Source organism: Sphingosinithalassobacter sp. LHW66-3 (genome assembly GCF_050703275.1).
Taxonomy (GTDB): Bacteria; Pseudomonadota; Alphaproteobacteria; order Sphingomonadales; family Sphingomonadaceae; genus Sphingomonas.
This window is the reverse complement of record NZ_CP193482.1, coordinates 1263170-1287116: the sequence shown is the minus strand read 5'-3', so window position 1 is coordinate 1287116 and position 23947 is coordinate 1263170. Positions and strand designations below refer to the sequence as shown.

The following is a 23947-nucleotide window of genomic DNA, read 5'->3' as shown; positions in this document are numbered from 1 at the left end:
TTTTGGTCGTCCCCGACCGCACGTCTTTTGTGCCAGAGGGTATCAAATTGAATGCGTAACGCCGATCAAGCCGCGTTTCTCGACCCGCTGGATAGCGGCGCGGGATACTCCAAAGGCTTTGGCCAATTCGCCCAGCGAGGCGCCCTCTGAGCGCCGTTTTAGAACTTCAGCCTGTTGGGAGTGCGAAAGGGCGGATCGCCTCCCCAGCGGCTTCCCAGCGGCTCTGGCGCGGGCCAGTCCGGCCTGGGTGCGCTCGATCAGCAAATCACGCTCGAACTCGGCTACCGCGGCGATGACTCCCATCGTCATCTTCCCGGCAGGGCTCGTCAAATCGACGCCGCCCAGCGCGAGGCAATGCACGCGCACTCCGGCCGATGCGAGTTCCTCGACGGTGCTCCGAACGTCCATCGCGTTCCGCCCCAGCCGGTCCAGCTTCGTGACGACGAGCACGTCCCCATTCTCCAGCCTGTCGACCAGCCGAGCAAACCCCTCTCGCTCCATCGCCGCGATCGAGCCGGAGACGGTCTCCGTGATGACCCTTCGCGGGTCGACTGCGAACCCTCCCCGCTCAATCTCCTGAACCTGATTGTCGGTGGTCTGATCCGCCGTGCTGACCCGGCAATAAGCAAAGACACGTCCCACTTGCGGGCTCCCTGTATCGAAAAGGTGGCGCGTTTCATGCGGTGTATCTAAATGTTCGTCAAGCTAGTTTTCGATACATGCAGAAATGACGTATCGAAAAGGACCGTTTTCGAGCTGGTCGAGAGAGGGCAACCCCTGATGCGACGCAGAGGCAGGCGACCCGGGGCACCGGGGGGAATTACCGTCCCAGGTTTCTCAGAGTCTGGTCGCGTGCGGAGAGGGCAAAATCAGGCCGCGGAGTGCGACGGCTTACGTCCGCGTTGAAGGGGCTTGCAGTTACCCATAGAGGTAGTGTGCGGCGCACCTGCCGCTCAGATCAAGTGCGGGGATTGATGGCGAAGCTGAGCCAGGCGGAACTCGAGAGACACCTTTGGGGCGCCGCAGACATCCTGCGCGGCACCGTGGATGCTGGGGACTATAAGCAGTACATTTTTGGTCTGCTGTTCTACAAACGGCTCTGCGACGTGTGGCAAGAGGAATACGAGGCCCTGCTGGCCGAAACCGGCGACAAGGCCGAGGCCGCCGACCCTGACGAACACCGCTTCCATGTTCCGGCAGAGCACCGCTGGGATGCCGTGCGCCAGCAATCGACGCAGATCGGCCAGCGGCTCAACAATGCGCTGGCGGCAATCGAAGACGCCAACCTGCGGCTGCGCGGCGTATTCGGCGATGTGGACTTCGCCAATCAGGATCGCTTCTCTGACGCCCTGCTGGAAAAGCTGCTCACCCATTTCGAGAAGCACCGGCTGCGCAATGCCGATGTGCCAGCCGACATGCTGGGCGATGCCTATCTCTACCTCATCAAGATGTTCGCCGAAGGTGCGGGCAAGAAGGGCGGCGAGTTCTACACGCCCCGGCAGATCGTCCGGCTGATGGTCGAGATCGTCGAGCCGCGCCCCGGCATGTCGATCTACGATCCCACCTGCGGCTCTGCCGGTATGTTGCTGGAGGCGGTGCAGTATCTGAAGGACCGAGGCGAGGATGCCCGGACCCTGTCGCTCTACGGGCAGGAGAAGAACTTCGCCACTTGGGGCATCGCCGAGATCAACCTGTTCCTGCACAACGTCGATGATGCCTTCATCGCCAAGGGCGACACGATCCTCTCACCCAAGCGGTATGATCCCAAGGCCCGCGAGTTCGTGGAGGGCATCGGGGCCTATGACCGGGTGCTGGCCAACCCGCCGTTCTCGGAAAAGGTGTGGGGCTACGATGTCTGGCAGAACGGCGACCCGTTCGGACGCGATACCTATGGCTGCCCGCCCAAGGGCTATGGCGACCTTGCCTTTGTCCAGCACATGCTCGCCAGCCTGAAGGATGACGGGATGCTGGCGGTGGTGGTGCCGCACGGCGTCTTGTTCCGTGGCGGGGCCGAAGGTCGGATCAGGGAGGCCATGCTGGCCGCAGATGTGATCGAGGCGGTCGTGGGCCTTGCCCCAAATCTGTTCTACGGAGCGGGCATCCCTGCGGCCCTGCTGGTGTGCCGGAAGAAGAAGCCTGCCGAACGGCGCGGCAAGGTGCTGATCGTCAACGGCGATGCCACCTTCCAGCCGGGCAAGGCGCAGAACTTCCTAACCGACGATCATGTCCGCACGCTGGCCGAAGCCGTCCATTCCTTTGCCGATGTCGAGAAGTTGGCCCGCGTCGTCGCGATCGAGGAGATCGCCGCCAACGGCCACAACCTCAACATCGGCCGCTATGTGCAGACCGGTGCGGAAGCCGAGGCGGTCGATGTCGCGACGGAGGTCGCAAAGCTGCAAGACCTGATCGCAAAGCGTAACGAGGCGGAAGCCGTGATGTTCGGGCACCTTCAGAGACTTGGCTATGTCGGCTGAAGTGCTTGAAGGATGGCGCACGGTCGAACTGGCCTACATCGCAAAGCTGTCGATGGGAGAAACGCTGCTATCGAAAAGCCTGACAGGTGACGGATTGCCCGTGTTCTCGGCGAACACTGACGATGGCCCGTGGGGTTTCACCAGCAATAACCGCCGACGCCTCCGGCGCGGAGACATCGTTATAGGCGCGAGAGGGTCAATCGGCTTCCCGCGACGCCCAAACTTCGACGCCTTCACGTGCACGCAGACTACCATCGCCGTGGAGCCAGACCGCGATGTTGTTGATAGCGAATACCTGCACTATGCTCTTTGTGCCAAGGACATCCTTGGGATCGCCTCCCAGCAGGCCGTCCCGATGCTCACAATCGGATCGCTGTCGCCGCTTGAGGTTGCACTCCCACCCCTCGACGAGCAGCGGCGAATCGCCGAGGTGCTGCGGTCGGTGGATGAGGCGATTGCGTTGGCGCAAGCCATTGCGGATCAAGCGCAGACCGTCTGGCATGGTCTGACCGAGAGGCTGATGTGGGATCGGCAGAAGCAAAATGCTGATTTGGCTCGCCCGCTGGGCAATGCGCTGGAGAGTTCGGACTACGGTGTCAATGCCTCGCTAGGAAACGAGCCAGTGGGACACGCCATTCTGCGGATGGGGAACCTGCAAGACGGCTATATCGATGCGACTGACGTCAAATGGGCAGAGATCGCGGAGGCAGATGCCGAAGTGCTTGCCCTCGATGTCGGCGACATCCTTTTCAACCGAACCAATAGCCGAGACTTGGTCGGCAAGGTCGCACTGGTCCGTGAACCCACTGACTTCCTCTATGCCAGCTACATTGTTCGACTGCGGGTAAATCGCTCGGTTGCTGATCCCTATTATCTGTTTGCCGTCATGCACTCGGGTCGGGCACAGTCGCAGTTCAAGTCCATTGCCACTCCGGGCGTGAGCCAGTCGAACATCAATCCGACCAACCTGAAAAAGCAGGTCATTCCGCTTCCCCCACTAGCGGAACAGCAGGGCATCGCAGCACAGTTGCAGTCGGTTGAAAATGTGCGCCGAACTGCGGTGAATGAACTGGTCACGCTGCGCCAGATCAAATCGGACTTGATGTCCGACCTTCTCTCCGGTCGCGTGCGGGTGCCTGCATGAGCGAATACCGCCTCGCCGAGAAGCCCACGCTCGATGCGCTGGCGGGCATGGGCTGGCAGGTGCTGGCCCCGGCACAAGCGCTGGCGATGCGCGAGGAGGAAAACCGCGTCATCCTCAAGCCCGTGCTGATTGAAGCGCTGCGGACGCTCAACGGTATCGGCGCGGAAGACGCCGAGGCGATCTACAACGATCTTGCTACCCTGTCCGACAATGAGGATTGGCATCGCAAGCTGCGCGGCGGCTATTCGCGCCGCCTGTCCGGCGAGAACCGTGACAGCCAGATTGCGCTGATCGACTTCAAGAACCCCAGCCGCAACACCTTCCACATCACCAACCAATTCCGCGTTGCCGCGCAGCGCCCGCGCATCCCAGACATCGTGCTGTTCGTGAACGGCATTCCGCTGGTGGTGATCGAGGCCAAATCCCCGCTGAAGGGCACTGCCACCGGCGGCGAGGCGCACGAGCAAATCCGCCAGTATGAACGGGACATCCCCCGGCTGTTCTACCCCAACGCCTTCAACATCATCACCGATGGGATGAAAACCGAATACGGCGCGACCGGTGCGCCTGCGCAGTTCTACGGCCCGTGGCCCGACGCATGGCCGCGCAGCCGCGATGACTTCCCAGATGCGCTGTCCAAAGACGTGTGGTGCCTGTGCGAACCGTCCCGCCTGCTCGATCTGCTCGCGCATTTCATCGTGTTCGAGGTGGACCCGGAGCGGAGGAACAAGATCAAGAAAATCTGCCGCTATCAGCAGTTCCGTGCGGTCAACAAGGCCGTGGAACGGGTTGCAGCGGGAGAGCACCGCAAGGGTCTGATCTGGCACACGCAGGGATCGGGCAAGAGCCTGACCATGGTGTTCCTTGCCCTGAAGCTGAAAACCCACCTGACGCTCGACGCGCCGACGCTCGCCAATCCCAACATCCTTGTGCTCACCGACCGGATCGACCTCGATGACCAGATCAGCCGCACTTTCGTCGCCTGCGGCTTGCCGAACCCGACCCAGTGCGGATCAGTCGCGGCACTACGCGAGGCGGTGAACCGGGGCGGCAACGGGCAAATCCTGCTCTCCACCATCTTCAAGTTCGCCGGATCGAAAGAGGCGATCCCGAACAGCGTCAACTGGATCGTGCTGGTGGACGAGTGCCACCGCACGCAGGAAAAGGACTTGGGCGCGTTCCTGCAAGCTACTCTGCCGGAAGCGCATTTCTATGGCTTCACCGGCACGCCGATCAAATCGACCGACAAGGACACCTACGCCCGGTTCAGCATCGCCGGAGAAGGCTACCTCGACAAATACGGCATTGATGACGCGGTGCGCGACGGTGCGACCGTGCCCATCCTCTACGAAGGCCGCAAAACCGATTGGGCCATCAACGAAGCCGAGATCGACATCCTGTTCGACCGCTGGTTCGTGGACCTGCCCGACGACAAGCGCGAGGAGCTTAAGCGCAAGGGGCTGACCCTCGCCACCATCGCCAAGCATCCGGAGCGGGTTCGCCTGATCGCGCTCGACATCTGGGAGCACTTCAAGGCCGTCTGCAAGCCGGATGGCTACAAGGCGCAGATCGTGGCCGTGGATCGCGAGGCAGTCATTCTCTACCGTGCGGCGCTCTCAGCCGTCATCGCCGCCGATCTGGAGCGTGGCGGGATGGAGGCCGGGGAAGCGCAGGCGCAGGCCGACGCGATGATCGCCTGCGTCTATTCCAAGAGCCAGGAGGACGACAAGAACAGCGAAAAGCCGCACATTCAGGCGGTGCGCGATCAACTGAAAGCGCACTATCTCGATGCTGACGGCGAGAAGGATGCCAAGAAGCGGTTCAAGGCGCGGGGGCAGGAGCCCAGCTTCCTGATCGTGTGCGACAAGCTGCTGACCGGGTTCGACGCGCCTATCGAGCACGTCATGTATCTCGACAAGCCGCTGAAAGAGCACAACCTGCTCCAAGCCATCGCCCGGACAAATCGCACCCACGCCTTCACCGGTGCCGATGGCGGCACCATCGAGAAGCCCGACGGCCGTATCGTCGATTACATCGGCGTCACCAACCATCTGGACGAGGCGCTGAAGTCCTACCGATCCGAAGATGTCGAGCACGCTATGCGCGACATCGCGATCCTGCGGAACGACCTGAAGGAGGCCCACGCCCGCTACCGTGCGCAGAAGCGGGCGATGAAGCCGGACGGGTTGGACGAGAAGGCAGCCGCCTATGCCGCTGCCAAGCTGGTGGCAGACGGGCAGGAGGATGACTGGTTCGATCTCCAGCGCCTGACGCGGACATTCATCAAGGTCTATGCCGACCTGTCACCCGATCCGGCGATCCTGGAGTTCACCGCCGAGGTGAAATGGGCAGCGGCGTTCCTGCGCTTGGCGACGCAAACCATTAGCAAGGACGAAAGCCTCGACCACCGCAGCTACTCGGGCAAGATCAGGGACATGCTGGAGCAGCACGTGCACGCGACGGGCCTCTCTACCACGATCCGACTGCGCAACATCACCGATCCGAACTTCGCCGACGACTTCGACACAAGTGAGAAGACCGAAGCAGAGCTTCAGGAAGCTTTCGTGCGCAAGTCTGTAGAGCTTCGCCGTGTCACCCGCGAACTGGTGGACAAGAACCCGGCGCAATATGGCCGTTTCTCCGAGCGCGTGCTGGAGATCATCCGCCGGTTCGAGGCAGGCCAGCTTGCCGCCGCTGATGGACTGCGCGACTTCGAGGGGCTGACCGGCGACATACAGGCCGAGCAGGGCGCGCACGCCGAACTCGGCATGGACGAGCACGCCTTCTCGATCCTCCGCATTATCGAAGCTATTGCACCCGACGCCGATCATGCCACGTTGCAGGACGCGGCGATTGCTATCGGCGGGGTCTATGCCGATGCCGCCCGGACGCAGCCAGCGTTCACCCATATGGACGACTACCTGCGCAGGCTCCGCCGCGATGTCCGCCGCATTCTGACCGAGCATGGCATCGGCGAGACCCAGATTATTCGCGAGAAGGTCGAGGACTTCGCCATCCACACCTATGGGGATGGCCACTAATGCCCACGCTTCAGATAGGCCGGACGGAAATACCCTACGAGCTTCGCCGCTCGGCTACTGCGGCTGAGCGACGCATCACTGTGACGCCCGGTCGTGTCGAGGTGCTAGCGCTCACCGATGACGATGAGCAAGCGGTGGCTGGCTTTCTCGACCGCAAGCGCCAGTGGCTGTTTAACACTGTACGAGAGATGGAGCGGACTACCGCTAACCGCCATGCCGTTCCCCGACTCATCACAGGATCGAAGATACCCTATCGCGGGCGCAGGATGCCGCTGACTGTTCGGCGCACTGATGCCGAGCGTACAGCGATTCAATATAGCAACGGGTTTGTTGTCGAGTTGCCGGGCTGGGCGCCTGCGCGGGCGGACGAGTTGGTCGCGAGTGAGCTTAAGCTTTGGCTCCGGCAGCGGGCTCGCCGGGATGTCCGCGAGATGGCGGCTGTATATGAATTCCGGTTCGGGCTTGTGCCTGCCTCGATCAGAGCAACCGACCTGACCGGTTGCTGGGGGGCCTGCGGGCGAGGTGGCCACATCGCCATCAACTGGCTCCTGATCTTCGCACCTCGCAAGGTCATGAACTATGCCGTCGCGCACGAACTTGCTCACCTTCGCCATCGTTCGCACGGGCCAGACTTCTGGCGCTTCGTCTCCACAATTTGCCCGGATTGGGAGACATCGGCGCGTTGGTTGGACCGTCATCAGGCCAGCTTGTCTGACGAGTTTTTACAGACCGCACTCCAGCGGTGCGTGGGCGAGTAGGTGAGCCGCCGGGCTTGCGTCCACTGTTACATCGGGCTAACACATCACGATCAGTCGCGATTAAAAAGTCATTTTTTTCCAGTAGTTGAAGGTCAGGGGTTCGATCCCCCTCGGTTCCACCATTCCCCCTCGAGCCCCGCGGATTTCCGCCGCTCTGATCGACCGGCTCGATTCTACTCCGAATATGCGTACGCTGATCGAAGCCGCCGGCGATGGCGCCGGTGCTTCGCGTGAATCCCTGGGGCGAAGCCACACCACACCGGATCGGGCGGGAAGGCTGGTGCCGGTTGCAGGATTCGAACCCGCGACCTTCGGTTTACAAAACCGCTGCTCTACCAACTGAGCTAAACCGGCCCGGCTCGCGACCAATGCGTCACACGACGCCGAAGGTCCAGCCCTCGGTGCGCGCAATGTCGGGCGTCAGCCCCGACGGAGCCCAAAGCATGGGGCTTTCCGCGGCGGCGCGAAGCCAGGCGGCAGAGAGAATCGCGTCGGTGGCGTGATCGTCATAGCGGGCGAGCGGCGCGTGTGGCGCCGATCCGAATGCTCCGAGCATCGCGTCGAGCGTGGCGGCGTCGCGAATCTTGGAGATGCCCTTGCGCATGCCCGCCAGGCGCGCGGGAAGCGCGGTATAGATTTCGACCAGCACGGGCCCGCGCTCCGGCAACGGATCGAACGGCCAGAACGGGATGCGCCCTGCAAGCCGGTGAAAGACCCGCATGCCGGTGAGGCTCGATTTGCCGACCTGACTGGCGCCGACAAGATTGAAGCAGCTGTAGGGGGAGAGCCGCATTGCCTCCTGCCCATGCTCGACCACGCGGAAGCGGCCGCGACCTGCCGGGAAGAGGTCACCGCAATCGAAGCGCTGCCGGAAGTGGCGACGCGCCTCCGGATGCGCGACGAAGCTGGTGGCGGCGAGATGCGGGTCCGCCGCGCTCAGCTCCTCCACGAGCGCCCAGAGCGCCTTTGCATCAGCCGGGCTGGCATCCCATCCGGGGAAGAAGGCGCCGTGATCGGCGAAGGGGAAGGCGGGCGAAAGATCAAGGCCGATCAACGTATCGCTCCCCGCTTCGGCGATCTCCACCAGCCAGTCGAGAATCGCGCCGCGAGACCAGCCGCCGTCTCGCCGGATCAACTCGGGCGGGCCGGCGCCATCCCGCGCGCGCGCGACTGCTAGCCCTTTCGGGCGCGCAACGGCTTGCCCGGACCAGTCGATCGCGACGAATTGGCTGAATCGGCTCAGGCTCTATCCTCCGTTGGTGCCGCTTTTGCCATTGCTTTGCCTCCATTGCTGAACGAACGTCGCGGCCTGTCGGTGGTCGGCAGGCCGAGCAGGTAGCTAGTACGGGATTCCGCTGACGCATGGCATCGGGCTGCTTCGCCTTCGATCAATTCCTGCTCGATCCGGCGGACCGTCAGCTTATCCGCGACGGCGTGCCGGTGGAACTCAACGCGCGCTATTTCGACGCGCTGGCGTTGCTGGTGCGCGAGCAGGGGCGGCTGGTCTCGAAGGAGCGGTTCCTCGAAGAAGTGTGGCGCGGCGTTCCGGTGACCGACGAGGCGCTGACACAGTGCATCCGCACGCTGCGGCGGCAGCTGGGCGACGACGCCGCCAATCCGCGGTTCATCGAGACTGTGCCCAAGCACGGCTATCGTTTCGTCGCCCCTGTGGCCGAAGCCGGCTCGGCTCGCCTCTCCGCCAGGAATTCTGCCTTGGCGGCGCGTCCGGAAGTGCTGCGCCTCGGCGCCGCGGGAACGGCCGGGGCCTGCGCGGCGGGTGTGGTCGGCGGGCTGTTCTACGGATTTCTTGCGGCGGTGCAGGCGGGTCAGACCGACGTCGGCGGCGCGTCGGTGCTGCTCGTCCTGACGGTGGTGACGGTGGTGATTGCGCTGTTGGGAGGCGCGGGCGTTTCGTTCGGGGTCGCCGCGGCACAGCGCCTGTCGGCGGGACGCGCGGCGTGGGGCATCGCGGGCGGGGCCGCCGGCGGACTGGTGATCGGTGGGCTGGTCAAGCTGCTGGGGCTCGACGCGCTGATGTTGCTGTTCGGCCACGCGCCGCGGGCGATCACGGGAGCGGCAGAGGGTGCGCTGCTGGGTGGTGCGGCAGGGTTCGGCTGGTGGCTGGCGGTGCGGAGCACGCGTTCGTTGCGACGCGGAGCGGCCTATGCGGCCGCCATCGGTGGAGCGACCGGCGCGGGCATCGCGCTGCTGGGGGGGCGGATGCTGGGTGGAAGCCTCGACTTGCTCGTGCAGGGATTCCCGGCCTCGCGGCTGCGGTTGGACACGCTTGGCGGGCTGTTCGGCGAGAATGGCTTCGGGCCGGTCAGCCGCATCGTCACCGCGGGACTGGAAGGGGCGTTGTTCGCCGGATGTCTGGTGGCTGCGATGCTGTTCGCGCGCCGGCGCGGCGATTGAGGCTCAGTCCTCGGCGCGGCTGCGACGCCGCTCGTCCCACCATGCCATGCGCTCGGCGACGCGCTTTTCGAAGCCGCGGTCGACGGGCGTGTAGAAAGTCTGCGGCGTCATTTCCGCCGGCCAGTAATCGTCGCCGGAGAAGCCGCCCGCGCTGTCATGGTCGTAACGATACCCCTTGCCGTAGCCGATCTCCTTCATCAGCTTGGTCGGCGCGTTGAGGATGTTCTGCGGCGGCATCAGGCTGCCGGTTTCCTTCGCCGAGCGCCACGCAGCCTTCTGCGCCTGATAGGCGGCGTTCGATTTGGGGGCAGTGGCGCAATAGAGGCAGGCCTGGACGATCGCCAGCTCGCCTTCGGGGCTGCCCAGGAAGTCATAGGCGTCCTTGGCGGCGAGGCATTGCACCAGCGCCTGCGGATCGGCGAGGCCGATGTCCTCGCTGGCGAAGCGGACGATGCGGCGCAGGACGTAGAGCGGCTCTTCCCCTGCCGTCAGCATGCGCGCGAGATAATAGAGCGCGGCCTGCGGATCGCTGCCGCGCAGGCTTTTGTGCAGCGCGCTGATGAGATTGTAATGCCTCTCGCGATCCTTGTCATAGACGGCGACCCGGCGCTGGAGCAGCGCGGAAAGACCGGCGGGATCGAGCGGCGAATCGAGATTCACCGAATAGAGCGTTTCGGCCTGGTTCAGCAGAAACCGGCCGTCGCCGTCGGCGCTGGCAATCAGCGCTGCGCGCGCGGCGCCGTCTAGCGGGAGCGGGCGCTCCTCTTCGGCCTCGGCGCGGGCGAGGAGCTCGCCCAGCGCCTCGGCGTCGAGGCGGTGGAGGATGAGCACCTGCGCACGCGAGAGAAGCGCGGCGTTGAGCTCGAACGAGGGATTCTCGGTAGTGGCGCCGACCAGCGTGACGGTGCCGTCCTCGACATAGGGAAGGAAGCCATCCTGCTGCGCGCGATTGAAGCGGTGGATCTCGTCGACGAACAGGAGCGTGCGCTTGCCCGTCCGGGCATGTTCCTTCGCCTCGGCGAACACCTTCTTGAGATCGGCGACACCCGAGAAAACCGCCGAAATGGCGGCGAAGCGCAGGCCGACCGCATCCGCCAGCAGCCGTGCGATCGTCGTCTTGCCGGTGCCGGGCGGCCCCCACAGGATCATCGAGGAGAGCTTGCCCGCCGCGACCATGCGGCCGATCGCACCTTCCGGGCCGGTGAGATGGCGCTGACCCACGACCTCCTCCAGCCGCTGCGGCCGCAGCCGATCGGCCAGCGGTCCGCCGGAGGGTGACGCCGAGGCAGCGGGATCTTCGGTAGCGAAAAGGTCGGCCATGTGGACGCTGAGATAGGCGCCGCGGCGGGAAATTACATGCCCGCGAATCCTCCCCAAGCCTCCTGGGAGAATTGACGTGGCGCAAGGCAGCGCCATCTGGGGTGCTCGACATGGGAGCGATTATGCAAAGCGACGTGCTCATCATCGGCGGTGGACCGGCGGGCCTCGCCTTTGCGCGGGCGCTGAATGGCTCGGGACTGTCGGTAACGCTGCTCGAGCGTCAGCCGCTCGCCGCGATCGCGGAGCCGGCCGACGACGGGCGCGAAATCGCGCTGACGCATCGTTCGATGGCGATTCTCTCGGAACTCGGCGCGTGGGAACGGATCGCCGAGGAAGACAAGGCACCGCTTCGCGCCGCACGCGTGCTGAACGGCCAGTCGCCATTCGCGCTCAGCTTCGACACCGGCGGCACGGGCGCCGACGCATTGGGCCGGCTCGTCTCCAACCACCGAATTCGAGCGGCGCTGTACGCATGCGTGGCGCAGCAGCCCGGAGTGGAGATCAGGTCGGACGCCGAGGTCGCGAGCGTGCGGACCGGCAGGGAAGGGGTCGAGGCGGTGCTCGCGGACGGAACCCGCCTGCGCGCGAAGCTGCTGGTCGGCGCGGACTCGCGATTTTCCTGGGTGCGGGACCAGCTCGGCATCGCGGCCGAGATCCAGCGGATCGGGCGTTCGATGCTCGTCGCGCGGGTGGAGCATGCGCGGCCGCACGATAGCGTCGCGACGGAGTGGTTCGATCATCATCAGACGATCGCGATGCTCCCGCTGAACGGCGATCGGTCGTCGGCGGTGGTGACGCTGCCCTCCGCACAGATCGAAAGGCTGGCGGCGATTGAGGAGGGCGCGTTCGCTGCCGAACTCGAGCGGCGCTATCGTGGACGGCTGGGCGCGATGCGTCTCGAAGGGGGGCGGCACGTCTATCCGCTGGCGATGACATGGTCCCGCCACTTCGCGGCAACGCGCGCGGCGCTGATCGGCGATGCCGCCGTGGGCATGCATCCGGTGACGGCCCATGGGTTCAACCTGGGGTTGAGCGGTCAGCAACTGCTTGCCGACGCAGTGCGGGCGGCGGCGCGCTCCCGCCGTGACATCGGCAGCGACACCGTGCTACGCCGGTACGAGCGGGCGCATCGTCGGGCCGCCTGGCCGCTCTATGCCGGCACGAACGCGCTGGTGCGCCTCTACACCGACGAGACGCTGCCCGGTCGCGCCGCGCGCCACATGGTGCTGCGCCTTGGCCAGCATCTGCCGATGGTGCGCAGCGGCGTGCGCGAAATGCTGATGGCGCGCTGAGCCTCAGCTCTGCGCCGGCGCGATGGCATCGCCCACAGTGATCCGCTCGCCCTGCGTGATGATCACGCGATCGCCGAGCGAGGCGAGGTCGAACAGCAGCTCGGCGAATTCCACCGGAACTCCGATGCAGCCGTGGGTGGCATAGCCCCATTCGACTTCGCTGCCATGGATCGAGATGCCGTCGTTGGTCAGGCGCAGCATGAACGGCATCGGTGCGCCGTAGAGGTTCGAGACGTGATCGGCGTCCTTCTCGGTGATCGTGAAATTGCCGAGCGGCGTCGGCTTTTCGTCGGAGCCATAGAGAATGGCGGTAGCGCCGACCTCATATCCCTCGCGGAAGACCGAGAGCGTCTGCGCCTCCAGATCGATCGTGATGACGAGCTCGCCCTCGGGCACGCCGTCCGCATCCCAATAATAGGTGCCGAATTCGATTGGGCCGTCGATCGGCAGCACGCGGCGTATGACGAAATGGTCGTCGGGGACTGCAGGTGCCGCGGGCTCGGCCGCGGGCGCCGGAGACGGGGCGGGCGGCGCCTGTTCCTCCGGTTGCGCCGCGCTTGCGGCGGGCGGCGCAACGGGCTGGCCGTTCGTCGGCGCCTCGACCGCATAGGCGACCGTCTTGAAGATCTGCGAGCCGAGCAGCAGCGCCATGGCGCCCATCAACAGGGCGGCGACCACCACTGCGGCGGGGTGTGGCTTGCCGGACATTCGAGCTCCTCCTCCGATTCCTGGGCCACGATGACGCTCCCGCGCGGCGCGCGCCACCCCCGGATTTCAGCCGTTCCAGCGCGAGACGGTTCGCGACGGCGTTAACGATTGGTGAAAAAGCGGCAGTGGCAGACTTGCGGATCGGCTTTCAAGATATATCTTGTGTGCATCTTATCATGAAGGAACGAGCTATGCATGGCCATCATCATCATCATCGGCATGACCGCTGGGGCGGCGGAGGGCGCCGCCATTGGAGTTTCTCGCGCCCTGACTGGGAGCATTCCGCCGGGCGTGGGCGCGGGCGCGGACATGGCGGCCGGGCGCGCCGGATGTTCGACGGCACGGAACTGCGGCTGCTGCTGCTGAAGCTGATCGCCGACAGTCCGCGCCACGGCTATGATCTGATCCGTGAGATCGAGGAGCGTACCGGCGGCGCCTATGCACCGAGTCCTGGCGTGATCTATCCCACCCTCACGCTGCTGGGCGAGATGGGGCTGATCGAGGAGCAGCAGACAGAGGGCGCGAAGAAGGTCTATGCCGCCACTGCAGCGGGCCACGCGCACCTCGCCGAGCGCGTCGAGGAAGTCGAGGCACTGCTGAAGCGGCTGGTGGAGCTCGGCTCGCAGCGCGCCCGAGCCGGAGGCGGAGCACCGATCCGCCGAGCGATGGCCAATTTGAAGACTGCGCTTGGGGAGCGGCTCGATGCCGAGGAAGGCGAGCCGGAAACCGTGCATGCGATCGCCGCGATTCTCGACGAGGCCGCCCGGAAGATCGAGCGGCTGCCATGAGCGTGCGCGCGACGGCATCGGTGCCGACCGAAAACGGCAGCCGCTATCTCCAGCAACTGTGCAAACACTGGTCGCACAATCTGGAGGTCACGTTCGACGAGGCGCACGGCACGGTCCGCTTTCCGGCGGAGGGCAGGGCGGGGACCTTCCCCGGCGACGCGCTGGTGACCTTCGACGCCCGCGACACTGCGCTCGACGTGCGGATCGAGGCGAGCGTCGAGGAGCAGCTCGAAGCGATGAAGGACGTGGTCGCGCGGCACCTCGACCGGTTCGCGTTCCGCGAGGCGCCGCTCACGTTCGACTGGAAATGAGCCTCAGCGCGCGTCCCGGCGCGCGAGCACGTCGAGATACATGTCGACGACTTCCTGGTTGACGCGATCCCAGTGATAGGCCTGGGCGCGCTGGTGGCCGGCCGCGCCCATGCGTGCGCGCAGTGCCGGATCGGCCGCCAGCCGCTCGATCGCGTCGGCATAGTCGGCGATGGCGCGCGGCTCGATGAGATAGCCCGACGCGCCTTCTTCCACGAGGCTGCCGGCCCCGGTGGCGTTCGCGGCGACCACCGGCACGCCCGCCGCCATCGCCTCCAGCGTGACGTTGCCGAAGGTCTCGGTGACCGAGGGGAAGAGGAACACGTCCATCGAGGCGACTGCGCGGCCCAGATCCTCGCCGGTCAGAAAGCCGGTGAAGATCGCGTTCGGCACCCGCTCGGCGACCCAGTCGTGGGCGGGGCCCTTGCCGATGATCAGCACCCGGTGCGGCACGCCGCGGCGTTCCAGCTCGCCGATCGTCTCGGCAAAGACGTCGAGGCCCTTTTCGAGCACCAGCCGGCTGAGGAAGCCGATCACCAGCTCGCCGTCGCCGATCCCCAGGCTGCGGCGCCACTCGAGGCTGCGGCGGGCGGGCGCGAACTGATCGTGGTTCACGCCGCGGGCCCATTCGCGGATCGGCGTTTCCACGCCCCAGCCGCGCAGCAGGTCCGACATCATCGGCGCGGGCGTCACCACGCCGTCGACGCGATTGTAGAGCCGCGTCTGGAGATAGATCATCAGCGGCTCGAGAAAGCCGAGCCGATAATATTGCGCATAGGTCTCGAACCGCGTGTGGACCGACGCGACCGAAGCGATGCCGTTGCGGCGCGCCCAGCTGACCGCGCGATGACCCAGGATCTCGGGCGCGGCGATATGGACGATGTTGGGTCGATAGGCGCGCAGATCCTTGCGGATCGAGCCGGGCAGGCCGAGCGCCAGCCGATATTCGTCGCGCCCTCCCGGCAGCGGCACGGCGGGCACCGACACCAGCTCGCCGGTGGGCTCGAACGCAGGCGTCGCTGTCGTCGGCGAATAGACGCGCAGCGTCACGCCCTTGCGCAGCAGATATTCCGCCAGCCGGTTCAGCGCCTGATTGGCGCCGTCGCGAACATAATTATAGTTGCCGCTGAACAGCGCCACGCGGAGATCGGAAGCCTTCATCGGCGGCGGCGATAGCCGCGCGCGAAACGGGCGTCCACTGGTTGCGCTCCCGTCCCGAATCTGTTCCCTTCCCGTTCCGTCTGCGCTATGGCTGCGCCCATGGCGAAACCCCAGAAACGCTATGTCTGCCAGCAATGCGGCTCGGTCGCGTCGAAATGGGCGGGGCAATGCGCCGATTGCGGCGACTGGAACACGCTGGTCGAGGATGCCGGCGCGGTCGTCACGCCGTTTCAGGCGAAGCATAATCTCCAATCGGGCGGGCGCGCGATCGCGCTCTCCGGGCTCGATTCCGAAATCCCGCTGCCCGATCGGATGGCGACCGGCATCGCCGAGCTCGATCGCGCGCTGGGCGGCGGCTTCGTCGAAGCGTCGGCGACGCTCATCGGCGGCGATCCCGGCATCGGCAAGTCCACCCTGCTGCTTCAGGCCGCGGCGAAGCTGGCGCTCGCCGGGCGGCGCGTCGCCTATGTCTCGGGCGAGGAGGCGGCGGATCAGGTGCGGCTGCGCGCGCGGCGCCTCGGCCTCGGCAGCGCGCCGGTGCAGCTCGCCGCGGCGACCAGCGTGCGCGACATCCTCACCACGCTGGGGCAGGGGCAGGCGCCCGCGCTGCTCGTGATCGATTCGATCCAGACGATGCATTCGGACCTGATCGAAGGCGCGCCGGGCACGGTCAGCCAGGTGCGCGCCTCGGCGCAGGAGCTGATCCGCTTCGCCAAGGAACGCGGCACCGCGCTGGTGCTCGTCGGCCATGTGACCAAGGACGGCAGCATCGCCGGCCCGCGCGTGCTCGAGCATATGGTCGATACGGTGCTCGCGTTCGAGGGCGAGCGCAGCCACCAGTACCGCATCCTGCGCGCGGTGAAGAACCGCTTCGGCGGCACCGACGAGATCGGTGTGTTCGCCATGGCGAGCGAGGGGCTGAGCGAGGTCGGCAACCCCTCCTCGCTGTTCCTGTCGGACCGTGACGAAAGCGTCTCGGGCACCGTCGTCTTCCCCGCGCTGGAGGGCACGCGCCCCGTGCTCGTCGAGATTCAGGCGCTCGTCGTGCGCCTCGCCAGCGGCGCCACCCCCCGCCGCGCGGTGGTCGGCTGGGACAGCGCCCGGCTCGCGATGATCCTCGCCGTGCTGGAAGCGCGCTGCGGCCTCAGCTTCTCGACCAGCGAAGTCTATCTCAACATCGCCGGCGGCTATCGCGTCGCCGATCCCGCGGCCGACCTCGCGGTAGCGGCGGCGCTCGTCTCGGCGCTGAGCGAGCGCCCGGTGGCGACCGACGCGGTCGCGTTCGGCGAACTCGCCCTCTCAGGCGAAGTCCGCCCTGTGGCGCACGCCAACCTGCGCTGCCGCGAAGCCGCGAAACTCGGCTTCGGTAAAGCGATGGCTCCGGCGAGCGGCGTGGAAAAGGGCGCGCTGGAAGTGGCGGGATTCAGGACGCTGGGGGCGTTCGTGGAGCATTTGTTGGGGAGGTGAGGGGGTGTTGGCGGCGGCTTTGGGCCTTAATCGCGGTCGTTCCGCTCGAGCTGACAGTACCGGGAACCGGTCATTCGCATCGTCCAGCCAACCGTATCCTTGGAAAGGCTGAGGTTGTGAGTTCAATCCTCGCCGGCAGCACAATCATTTTAATGACTTGGCGACATTTCCCAAGCAGGGGCCGCTCGGGGTAGCACCGGGGCAGCACGCGCGGCCCTGTGATGCCCACAGTCCGTCGCGTCTTCGTCGTCTTCGTGTATATGTGCGGTATGGAACTTCTGTTCGGCCGGAAGCACCATTGGTGGCCTAAGGGGCTGTCCAAAGGTTGGTGCGATGCTACCGGCAAAATCAGTTCGATCCGCTGCGACGGCAAACCGACCAAGCCGCGTTCGCCGAAAGCTATCGGCTATATCGTAGATGGACATAATCTGCTTCGCGGCGAACCGTGGAATTGGTCTTTCGAACCGATCTATCAGTACGCCGACGATCAATTCCCGGCCCTACTTCAATGGGCTTCGGCATTGCCTCACGCGACTAGAATAAGTGCGATTGGGCTATCCGGTGAAATGCGAACTACGCTCGCTCGCTGCATCGCCTCTTTGGTAGCTCGAAGCCCTTCGACCCGGAATGTAGCGAAGCTAGGGGTTGAATATTATCAGCAACAACTTGGGTTCTCGAAACCCCATGCGGACAACAACCTTATCGCTGCCAATATTCGAGGGCTCTACGCTTCATATGCGGACACGTTGGAGCGGTGGGGGAAATTCGCATTCCTGTTCGCCGAGTCCGGCGAATTCGCGTTTGGTGACGGCTTCCTTCACGACTTCTCCCATATTCCGATGCATCAATCGAACATGCGATGCCTGTTGCCGCTAAGCCCCTCTGTCGCCGTTCTGTGGGTGAAGCAGGCACAATACAGGGTAAAACCGGTTGCGATGACGATGGTGCTGACCGATGCTGAAGTCGAATTCTTCAATACGACGATACAGGTATATTCGAAGGACCGAATATATTATCGCTCTATTGCGCCGAAGATTGATGCTTGCTTCGTCGAATGTGATCATAAGGTTTGGGGCAATGCGGAAGGTGATCATCACCATCCCATTGTTGATAATATAATTGCCGAAGTGCTGCGATTCTGAGGCGATCCCGAGCATTGACGAACCTATAGCGCCATCATGATTGGATTCAGTTTCGGGGCGAGGTAATCAAGCTTCACGGCGGGCGTTGCGCTAGGGCTGGGACTCATCACCACCAGATGATGGTGGCGGCGAGGTGGACGCTGCCGAGGAAGACGTCGGCGCGGCGGTTATCGGGTGGCGAGCCTCCGGCAGTCCTTGAGGCGGCAGAGCATGCGCTCGATGGCGCTTCACCCCTTGTAGAGGACGTGGCTGAAGCAGGATTCCCAGCGGCGGTCGGCCTTGGGCGGGATGTTCGGGACGGCCTGCTCGCTCTCGATCAGATCGCGCGGCACGAGACGCCGTTCTCCCATCAGCGGTTGTGCCGGTTGTACAGCGTCTTATGCGGACCATAGATCGCCGGCGCGTCCTCCCACCGGCAGCCCGACTGCAGCACATGCACGATCCCGCTGATCACCCGGCGGTCACCCACCCGCGGAACCCCGCGAGTTACTCGGCAGAAACGGCCGTAGCCGCTCCTACTGCACGTCGCTCAGCCAAAACTCACCCGAAAACGCTCACTCCTAGTTAATCGGGAGGCTGAATCGCACTCTCACCGCCAAGAGAATCCGCTTTATGGCTTCTAGTTCTAGATTCGAAAGCAGCATCCACTAGGTTGTGGAAGGCGAAGTGATCGTTCCCCGCGGCTGCGGCGTGGAGTTTACGGGATGCGCGGTGCTTCTCCCAAAACTGAACGAGAATTCCCTGCATCCTCTCGGTTAAAAGATTCTCGAGCTGCTGCTTGCTCAGTAGGCCGCTCGTGTATTGTGTTTCCCAATGTGATAATATAAGGTTTGTATACATTGACTGCTTTCCTGTCATGGGCATCTCTGACCCACTCCAAACCTTCTCCAAATCTGGGTCTTCGATCGAAAGCTTAAGAAGTTCCAAATGTAGCATGCGTATTTGCATAGCCGACCCCTGCTCGATCTCTTTGCTTTGTAGGGCGAGTGCGTTACGCTGAAGATCAATTGTGTAAAGCAACCCGAAAGCAGCGAATCCAGAAAAAAGGGCGCCAAACAGTCCGAGAGCGGATGATATATCCTTCGCGTGTTCAACATCGCTTATGAATGAGAACCTCGAGCCAGCTCCAAGGACGATAAGGTGAGCAATGAACAAGGCTATCAATGCTGCGAAAAGTCCGGCGAACCAGAATGAGCTTTTCGATCTCATATGTACTCCATAGTCGCAGTCATGTCAGGAGGGTTACATCTGGTGAGCGCGGTGGCAAGCCACTGCGAACGGCGGGCGAAGGGCGAAATTCATGGTGCGCCTTTTGAACATTGTGCTTTAAGTCGGATGGCCGAATCGTGGCCCAATTCAATCCGCCCGCCACCCCCCGCAAATTCCGCTGTCCTACACCCGCCCCGATCCCGTACACTCCGTCCCATGCCAACCCGCACCCGATCGGCGCTTCCCGCTCTTCGTCGGGCAGGCGCAGGGGCCGCGCGGAGGGGGGATGTAGCGCTGCATTCGCTGCATTCGGGTATCCCGGTACCGCCGCCCCGGACATGCGACTCGCGGCCGGCCGTCGCCGCGCGCCACCTAGTCGCCCGCGCCGCTCCCGGGTATGTAGGCCGCCACATCACTCGCCGGGGCCGCGCATGACACTCACCGCTCTCGACATCATCGTGCTGCTGGCGATCGGCGGGTCGGCGGTGCTCGGGCTCTGGCGCGGCTTCGTCACCGAAGTGCTGGCGTTGCTCGCCTGGCTGTTCATCGTCGTCGCGATCCGCTTCTTCCACACGCCGCTGGCGCAGGCACTGGCAGAGCCGGTCGGCACGGTGCAGGGCGCCGCGGTGCTCGCCTTCGCGATCATCGCGGGGCTCACCTATTTCGGCGGGCGGATGGTGGCGAACGCGATCGGATCGCGCACGCGGCAGAGCTTTCTGGGGCCGATCGACCGCGCGCTGGGGTTCGGCTTCGGCGCGTTGAAGGGGCTGGTCCTCGTCAGCCTGGCGTTCCTGCTGCTCGCGCTGCTGATCGATACGGTGCGCGGCGGCCCCGCCCAGCGTCCCGACTGGATCACCACGTCGACCACCTATCCCCTGCTCAACAACACCAGCGCGAGCATCGCCGATTTCGTCGACCGGAGGCGGCGCGGCGAGCCGGTGTTCGGGCCGGAAGAGAATGAAACGAACGGCAGCGGGGAGGAACCGTGACGATGGAGCCCGTGATCCTCTACGGCGTCCCCCACTCGCTCTACACGGGGAAGACCCGCGCCTATCTGCGCAAGCAGGGCATCGCCTATGTCGAGCGGGCGCCAAGCGATCCGGCGTTTCGCGAACAGGTCGTGCCCGCGATCGGGCGCGGTATCATCCCGGTCGTGGTGCTGCCCGACGGCACGGTGATGCAGGACACGGTCGAGATCCTCGATCGGTTCGAAGCCGCGGGCGTCCCGCTCAGCGCGATCCCGCCGGGCGCGGCGCAGCGCGTGCTGGCGCATGTGCTCGAACTCTATGCCGTCGTCGGGCTCACGCGCCACGCGATGCATTATCGCTGGTCCTATCTCGACGATCAGCGCGGCTTCCTGACCGATGCCTTCGCCGGCGGCTCCGGGCCCGATGCGGCGGCGAAGGTGATGGCGCGCATGAACAGCTATCTGCCGATGCTGGGCGTGACGGCGGAGACGATCCCGGCGATCGAGGCGTCGTATGAGCGGTTGCTCGATCTCCTCGAAGCGCATTTCGCACAGCATCCCTATCTGTTCGGCGGCCGGCCCTCGATCGGCGACTATGGGCTGCTGGGGCCGCTGTTCGCGCATCTCGGGCGCGATCCGGTGCCGGCGGGGATCATGAAGCGGCGCGCGCCGAAGGTGTTTCGCTGGGTCGAGCGGATGAACGCGCCCGATGCGGACATGCCCGAATATGGCGATCGGTCGTCCGATTGGCTCGCCGACGACTCGGTGCCGGAGACGGTCGAGGCGCTGCTGGCGCATGCCGGCGAAGAGCTGTTTCCCGAGCTGACCGACAAGTGCGCCGCGCTTGCCGAGCATGTCGATGCGGCCGATCCGGCCGAGGGGGCGCCCGTCACCGCAAAGCCGCAGCAGCGGGTGATCGGGATGGTGGAGACCAGCTTCCGCGGCGCCCGCTATTCGAGCGGAGTGCAGCCGTACATGTTCTTCCTCTGGCAGCGCGTGACCGATGCCTTCGCGGCGTGCGACTCGGATGCGCAGGCGCGGATCCGGACGCTCCTGGAGCGAACCGGGCTTGCCGGGCTGCTCGATGCCGAGCGTCCGATCCGGGTCGAACGGCGCGATCACATCGAAACATGGGGCGCGCGCCCGGCAGCGTAACGATCCCGCGTCGGAAGCCCTCGCGCTCGGCGCGTCGGTGCCCTACATGCGCTTTCGTGAACGCGCCGCTCTACAACACCCAGATCCTGCGCCTCGCCGCATCCGTGGCGCATCTTCAGCGGCTCGAAGCGCCGATGGGGACGAGCGAGAAGCGCTCGCCGGTGTGCGGGAGCCGAGTGACGGTCGATGTCGACCTTGACGCCGAGGGCCGCGTGGCGGCGCTGGGAATGGAGGTGCGGGCCTGCGCGCTCGGTCAGGCGTCGTCGGCGCTGATGGCGTCGCATGCGCTGGGCCGTACGCAGGGCGAGCTCGCGGCGGCGGTCGATGCGCTCACGGGCTGGCTGGCGGGGGCATCCAGTGCCGCGCCCGATTGGCCGGGACTGGAGATATTCGCCCCTGCGCTGCCGCATCGTGCCCGCCATCCGTCGATCCGGCTGGCGTTCGAAGCAGCGGCCGAGGCCGCCGCGCAGGCGCGCCGCTGATGGACGAGCACGGCGGCGGCCTGTCGTTGCTTCGCGATGGCGTCCCACTGCTGGGCTTCGGCCTGTTGTTCGTGCTCCTGTTCCGGCGGCTCGGGCTGGGGGCGACGCTCGGCTATCTGGTGGCCGGTGCGGTGGTCGGACCCGCGGTGCTGGGGCTGGTGGGCGACGCCGAAGAGAAGATGGGCGTCGCCGAATTGGGCATCGCGCTCCTCCTGTTCCTCGTGGGCCTCGAACTGAGCCCCTCGCGGCTCTGGCGGATGCGGCATGACATCTTCGGCTTCGGTCTGCTGCAGGTCGCCTTATGTGGTCTGGCGATCACCGGGATCATTTTGGCCGCCACCGATTTCAGCCCCGCCGCCGCACTGGCGCTGGGCCTGCCGCTGGGGCTGTCCTCGACCGCCCAGGTGCTGCCGATGCTCCAGTCGGCCGGAAGGCTGCGTACCCCGGTGGGCGAGCGATCCTTCGCTACCCTGCTGTTTCAGGACATCTCGATCGTTCCGCTGCTCACGATCGTGGCGGCGCTTTCGCGCAATCCGGCGGACGCGGCGGGACCGCCTGGGTGGATGCTGGCGCTGTACACTGTCCTTGCGATCGCCGGACTGGTGCTCGCGGGCCGTTTCCTGCTGCGGCCGTTGTTCAAGCTGATCGGCAACATGGGCGAGCGCGAGATGTTCGTGTTCGCCGGGCTCTTTACTGTGATCGCCAGCGCCTCGTTGATGCAGTTGCTGGGTCTTTCGCCGGCGCTCGGCGCATTCGTCGCGGGCGTGATGCTGGCCGACACCCCCTATCGGCACGAGCTGGAGGCGGACGTCGAGCCGTTTCGATCGATCCTGCTGGGGTTGTTTTTCCTGGCGGTGGGCATGACGCTCGACCTGAACGCCATTGCCGAACGGCCGCTGTTCGTCGCTGGAATGGCGGCGGCGCTGATCATCACGAAAACCGTTGTCATCACGTTGCTCGCACGTCTCTTCGGCATGCCGTGGCGGCAAGGGCTCGGGGTCGGGCTGCTGCTCAGCCAGGGCGGTGAATTCGGTTTCGTGCTGTTCGCGCAGGCGCAGTCCGCGTATCTGATCGCGCCTGAGGCAGCGAGCGTGTTTGGCGCAATCGTAACGCTTTCGATGGCGACGACTCCGTTCCTGATGCTGGCGAGCAAGCGGTTTCGCGCCGAGCCCGAGCGCAGCACGCGCGAGGCGGCCGGCCCGCAGCACGACGGCGCGAGCGCGATCGTCGTCGGCTATGGGCGCTTCGGGCAGACGGTGGCGCAGATGCTGATCGGGCAGGGACTATCGGTGACTCTGATCGACCGCGACGTGGAGATGATCGAGACCGCCGGCGATTTCGGCATGAAGGTCTATTACGGCGACGGTACCCGGCTCGACCTGCTGCGGCAGGCAGGAGCGGCGGACGCCGAGCTGCTGCTGTTCTGCATCGACGGCGATCAGCTCGACGCGGAAATGCTCCATTCGGTACATCAGGCCTTCCCCGACGCGGATCTTTTCGTCCGCGCGTTCGACCGGCGCAGCGTGATGAAGCTTCGCGGGGCGCCGTTGAGCGGTGTCGTGCGTGAAGTGCTCGAGTCGGCGATCGCGATGGGGCGCCAGGCGCTTGACGCGGTCGGAGTCGACGAAGGCGAGATCGAGAAGACCGAGGCGGCCTATCGGCAGCGCGACATCGAGCGGCTGAAGGTCCAGAAGGAGACGGGTGATCTGTACGCCGCCCGCGATCATATGTTCAGTCAGGCGGCGCAGGCCGCCGAGCAACGAAAGGATGCGGAGCCGGGATGAACGGGTTGCTGTTGCTGACGGCGCTTGCGGGCGCATTGGCTGTCGGTGCCGGCGCGTTCGGCGCGCATGGCGTACAGGGACAGGCGGCCGAGTGGCTGCGTACCGGCGGACAGTATCAGCTGATCCATGCAGTCGCCGCGCTGGTCGCGCTTCAGATGGGAGCCCGCGCGCCGGCGTGGCTGTTCGTCGCCGGCGGATTCGTCTTTGCCGGCACGCTCTATCTGATGGCGCTGGGATTGCCGCGATGGCTCGGTGCGATAACGCCGATCGGCGGGACGGCGCTGATTGTCGGTTGGCTATGGCTCGCGTGGAGCGCGCTCGGCCGGGCGTGA

Annotated in this window: 22 protein-coding genes, 1 tRNA gene and 1 pseudogene; 16 read left to right on the top strand and 8 right to left on the bottom strand. The window is 65.1% G+C overall.

Annotated elements, in window-relative coordinates:
* Window positions 1-42: 42 nt before the first annotated feature.
* Window positions 43-642, bottom strand: a complete 600-nt coding sequence (locus ACQ450_RS06040; RefSeq protein ID WP_431470903.1) for a recombinase family protein — start codon at window positions 640-642, stop codon at window positions 43-45.
* A gap of 332 nt (window positions 643-974) precedes the next feature.
* Between ACQ450_RS06040 and ACQ450_RS06035 the strand changes: the two genes are divergently transcribed.
* Genes ACQ450_RS06035 through ACQ450_RS06020 form a run of 4 tightly spaced genes read left to right on the top strand, consistent with a single transcriptional unit; the run spans window position 975 to window position 7417 of the window.
* On the top strand, window positions 975-2474 hold the full coding sequence (locus ACQ450_RS06035; protein WP_431470902.1) for an N-6 DNA methylase: 1500 nt from the start codon (window positions 975-977) through the stop codon (window positions 2472-2474).
* 1 nt (window position 2475) lies between these two features.
* The gene (locus ACQ450_RS06030) at window positions 2476-3618 is read left to right on the top strand and encodes a restriction endonuclease subunit S (protein WP_431470901.1); all 1143 of its coding nucleotides are present in this window, start codon (window positions 2476-2478) and stop codon (window positions 3616-3618) included.
* A complete protein-coding gene (locus ACQ450_RS06025) occupies window positions 3615-6659 on the top strand; it encodes a type I restriction endonuclease subunit R (protein WP_431470900.1) in 3045 nt (1014 codons plus the stop codon). Before ACQ450_RS06030 ends, ACQ450_RS06025 begins: the two co-directional genes overlap by 4 nt.
* Window positions 6659-7417 (top strand): M48 family metallopeptidase, encoded by a 759-nt coding sequence (locus tag ACQ450_RS06020; protein WP_431470899.1) that lies wholly within the window; start codon window positions 6659-6661, stop codon window positions 7415-7417. The genes ACQ450_RS06025 and ACQ450_RS06020 overlap by 1 nt, the downstream gene beginning before the upstream one ends.
* 278 nt (window positions 7418-7695) lie before the next feature.
* On the opposite strand, the gene ACQ450_RS06015 is transcribed toward ACQ450_RS06020, so the two are convergent.
* Window positions 7696-7771, bottom strand: a tRNA-Thr gene (locus ACQ450_RS06015).
* A gap of 19 nt (window positions 7772-7790) precedes the next feature.
* Window positions 7791-8660, bottom strand: coding sequence for a hypothetical protein (locus ACQ450_RS06010; RefSeq protein ID WP_431471175.1), 870 nt, complete (start codon window positions 8658-8660; stop codon window positions 7791-7793).
* A gap of 119 nt (window positions 8661-8779) precedes the next feature.
* Between ACQ450_RS06010 and ACQ450_RS06005 the strand changes: the two genes are divergently transcribed.
* Complete coding sequence (locus tag ACQ450_RS06005; RefSeq protein WP_431470898.1) at window positions 8780-9832, top strand: winged helix-turn-helix domain-containing protein; 1053 nt, start codon at window positions 8780-8782, stop codon at window positions 9830-9832.
* 3 nt (window positions 9833-9835) lie between these two features.
* Here the strand turns inward: ACQ450_RS06005 and ACQ450_RS06000 are convergent, their stop codons facing one another.
* On the bottom strand, window positions 9836-11152 hold the full coding sequence (locus ACQ450_RS06000) for a replication-associated recombination protein A (protein ID WP_431470897.1): 1317 nt from the start codon (window positions 11150-11152) through the stop codon (window positions 9836-9838).
* A 122-nt stretch (window positions 11153-11274) separates the two neighbouring features.
* On the opposite strand from ACQ450_RS06000, the gene ubiM reads away from it, so the two are divergent.
* Window positions 11275-12444 carry a 5-demethoxyubiquinol-8 5-hydroxylase UbiM gene (gene ubiM, locus ACQ450_RS05995; protein WP_431470896.1) on the top strand — a complete coding sequence of 390 codons (1170 nt, stop codon included), beginning with the start codon at window positions 11275-11277 and terminating at the stop codon, window positions 12442-12444.
* Window positions 12445-12447: 3 nt separating this feature from the next.
* Here the strand turns inward: ubiM and ACQ450_RS05990 are convergent, their stop codons facing one another.
* Window positions 12448-13152: a L,D-transpeptidase family protein gene (locus ACQ450_RS05990; RefSeq protein WP_431470895.1), complete on the bottom strand. Its 705-nt coding sequence runs from the start codon at window positions 13150-13152 to the stop codon at window positions 12448-12450.
* 195 nt (window positions 13153-13347) lie between these two features.
* Between ACQ450_RS05990 and ACQ450_RS05985 the strand changes: the two genes are divergently transcribed.
* From ACQ450_RS05985 to ACQ450_RS05975, 3 genes are read left to right on the top strand one after another with little or no spacing between them, the layout of a single operon-like run.
* Window positions 13348-13518 (top strand): hypothetical protein, encoded by a 171-nt coding sequence (locus ACQ450_RS05985; protein ID WP_431470894.1) that lies wholly within the window; start codon window positions 13348-13350, stop codon window positions 13516-13518.
* On the top strand, window positions 13482-13940 hold the full coding sequence (locus tag ACQ450_RS05980) for a PadR family transcriptional regulator (protein ID WP_431470893.1): 459 nt from the start codon (window positions 13482-13484) through the stop codon (window positions 13938-13940). The genes ACQ450_RS05985 and ACQ450_RS05980 overlap by 37 nt, the downstream gene beginning before the upstream one ends.
* Window positions 13937-14251 carry a DUF2218 domain-containing protein gene (locus ACQ450_RS05975; protein ID WP_431470892.1) on the top strand — a complete coding sequence of 105 codons (315 nt, stop codon included), beginning with the start codon at window positions 13937-13939 and terminating at the stop codon, window positions 14249-14251. The genes ACQ450_RS05980 and ACQ450_RS05975 overlap by 4 nt, the downstream gene beginning before the upstream one ends.
* Window positions 14252-14254: 3 nt before the next feature.
* Here ACQ450_RS05975 and ACQ450_RS05970 read toward each other — a convergent pair whose 3' ends face one another.
* Complete coding sequence (locus tag ACQ450_RS05970) at window positions 14255-15409, bottom strand: glycosyltransferase family 4 protein (protein ID WP_431470891.1); 1155 nt, start codon at window positions 15407-15409, stop codon at window positions 14255-14257.
* Window positions 15410-15508: 99 nt separating this feature from the next.
* On the opposite strand from ACQ450_RS05970, the gene radA reads away from it, so the two are divergent.
* Window positions 15509-16876: a DNA repair protein RadA gene (radA, locus tag ACQ450_RS05965; RefSeq protein ID WP_431470890.1), complete on the top strand. Its 1368-nt coding sequence runs from the start codon at window positions 15509-15511 to the stop codon at window positions 16874-16876.
* Window positions 16877-17145: 269 nt separating this feature from the next.
* Window positions 17146-18018, top strand: coding sequence for a hypothetical protein (locus ACQ450_RS05960; protein WP_431470889.1), 873 nt, complete (start codon window positions 17146-17148; stop codon window positions 18016-18018).
* A 106-nt stretch (window positions 18019-18124) separates the two neighbouring features.
* Here ACQ450_RS05960 and ACQ450_RS05955 read toward each other — a convergent pair.
* Window positions 18125-18515 (bottom strand): annotated as a pseudogene (locus ACQ450_RS05955) (transposase).
* Between the two features lie 67 nt (window positions 18516-18582).
* The gene (locus ACQ450_RS05950) at window positions 18583-19227 is read right to left on the bottom strand and encodes a DUF6082 family protein (protein WP_431470888.1); all 645 of its coding nucleotides are present in this window, start codon (window positions 19225-19227) and stop codon (window positions 18583-18585) included.
* Between the two features lie 431 nt (window positions 19228-19658).
* Here ACQ450_RS05950 and ACQ450_RS05945 point away from each other — a divergent pair, with 431 nt between their 5' ends.
* The 5 genes from ACQ450_RS05945 to ACQ450_RS05925 are packed head-to-tail and all read left to right on the top strand — an operon-like array spanning window position 19659 to window position 23947.
* A complete protein-coding gene (locus ACQ450_RS05945; protein ID WP_431470887.1) occupies window positions 19659-20216 on the top strand; it encodes a CvpA family protein in 558 nt (185 codons plus the stop codon).
* Window positions 20217-20218: 2 nt separating this feature from the next.
* Entirely contained in the window at window positions 20219-21349 is a 1131-nt protein-coding gene (locus tag ACQ450_RS05940; RefSeq protein WP_431470886.1) for a glutathione S-transferase family protein, read from the top strand.
* Between the two features lie 56 nt (window positions 21350-21405).
* Window positions 21406-21831, top strand: a complete 426-nt coding sequence (locus tag ACQ450_RS05935) for an iron-sulfur cluster assembly scaffold protein (RefSeq protein ID WP_431470885.1) — start codon at window positions 21406-21408, stop codon at window positions 21829-21831.
* The gene (locus ACQ450_RS05930) at window positions 21831-23615 is read left to right on the top strand and encodes a cation:proton antiporter domain-containing protein (RefSeq protein ID WP_431470884.1); all 1785 of its coding nucleotides are present in this window, start codon (window positions 21831-21833) and stop codon (window positions 23613-23615) included. The genes ACQ450_RS05935 and ACQ450_RS05930 overlap by 1 nt, the downstream gene beginning before the upstream one ends.
* Window positions 23612-23947, top strand: a complete 336-nt coding sequence (locus ACQ450_RS05925; protein ID WP_431470883.1) for a DUF423 domain-containing protein — start codon at window positions 23612-23614, stop codon at window positions 23945-23947. Before ACQ450_RS05930 ends, ACQ450_RS05925 begins: the two co-directional genes overlap by 4 nt.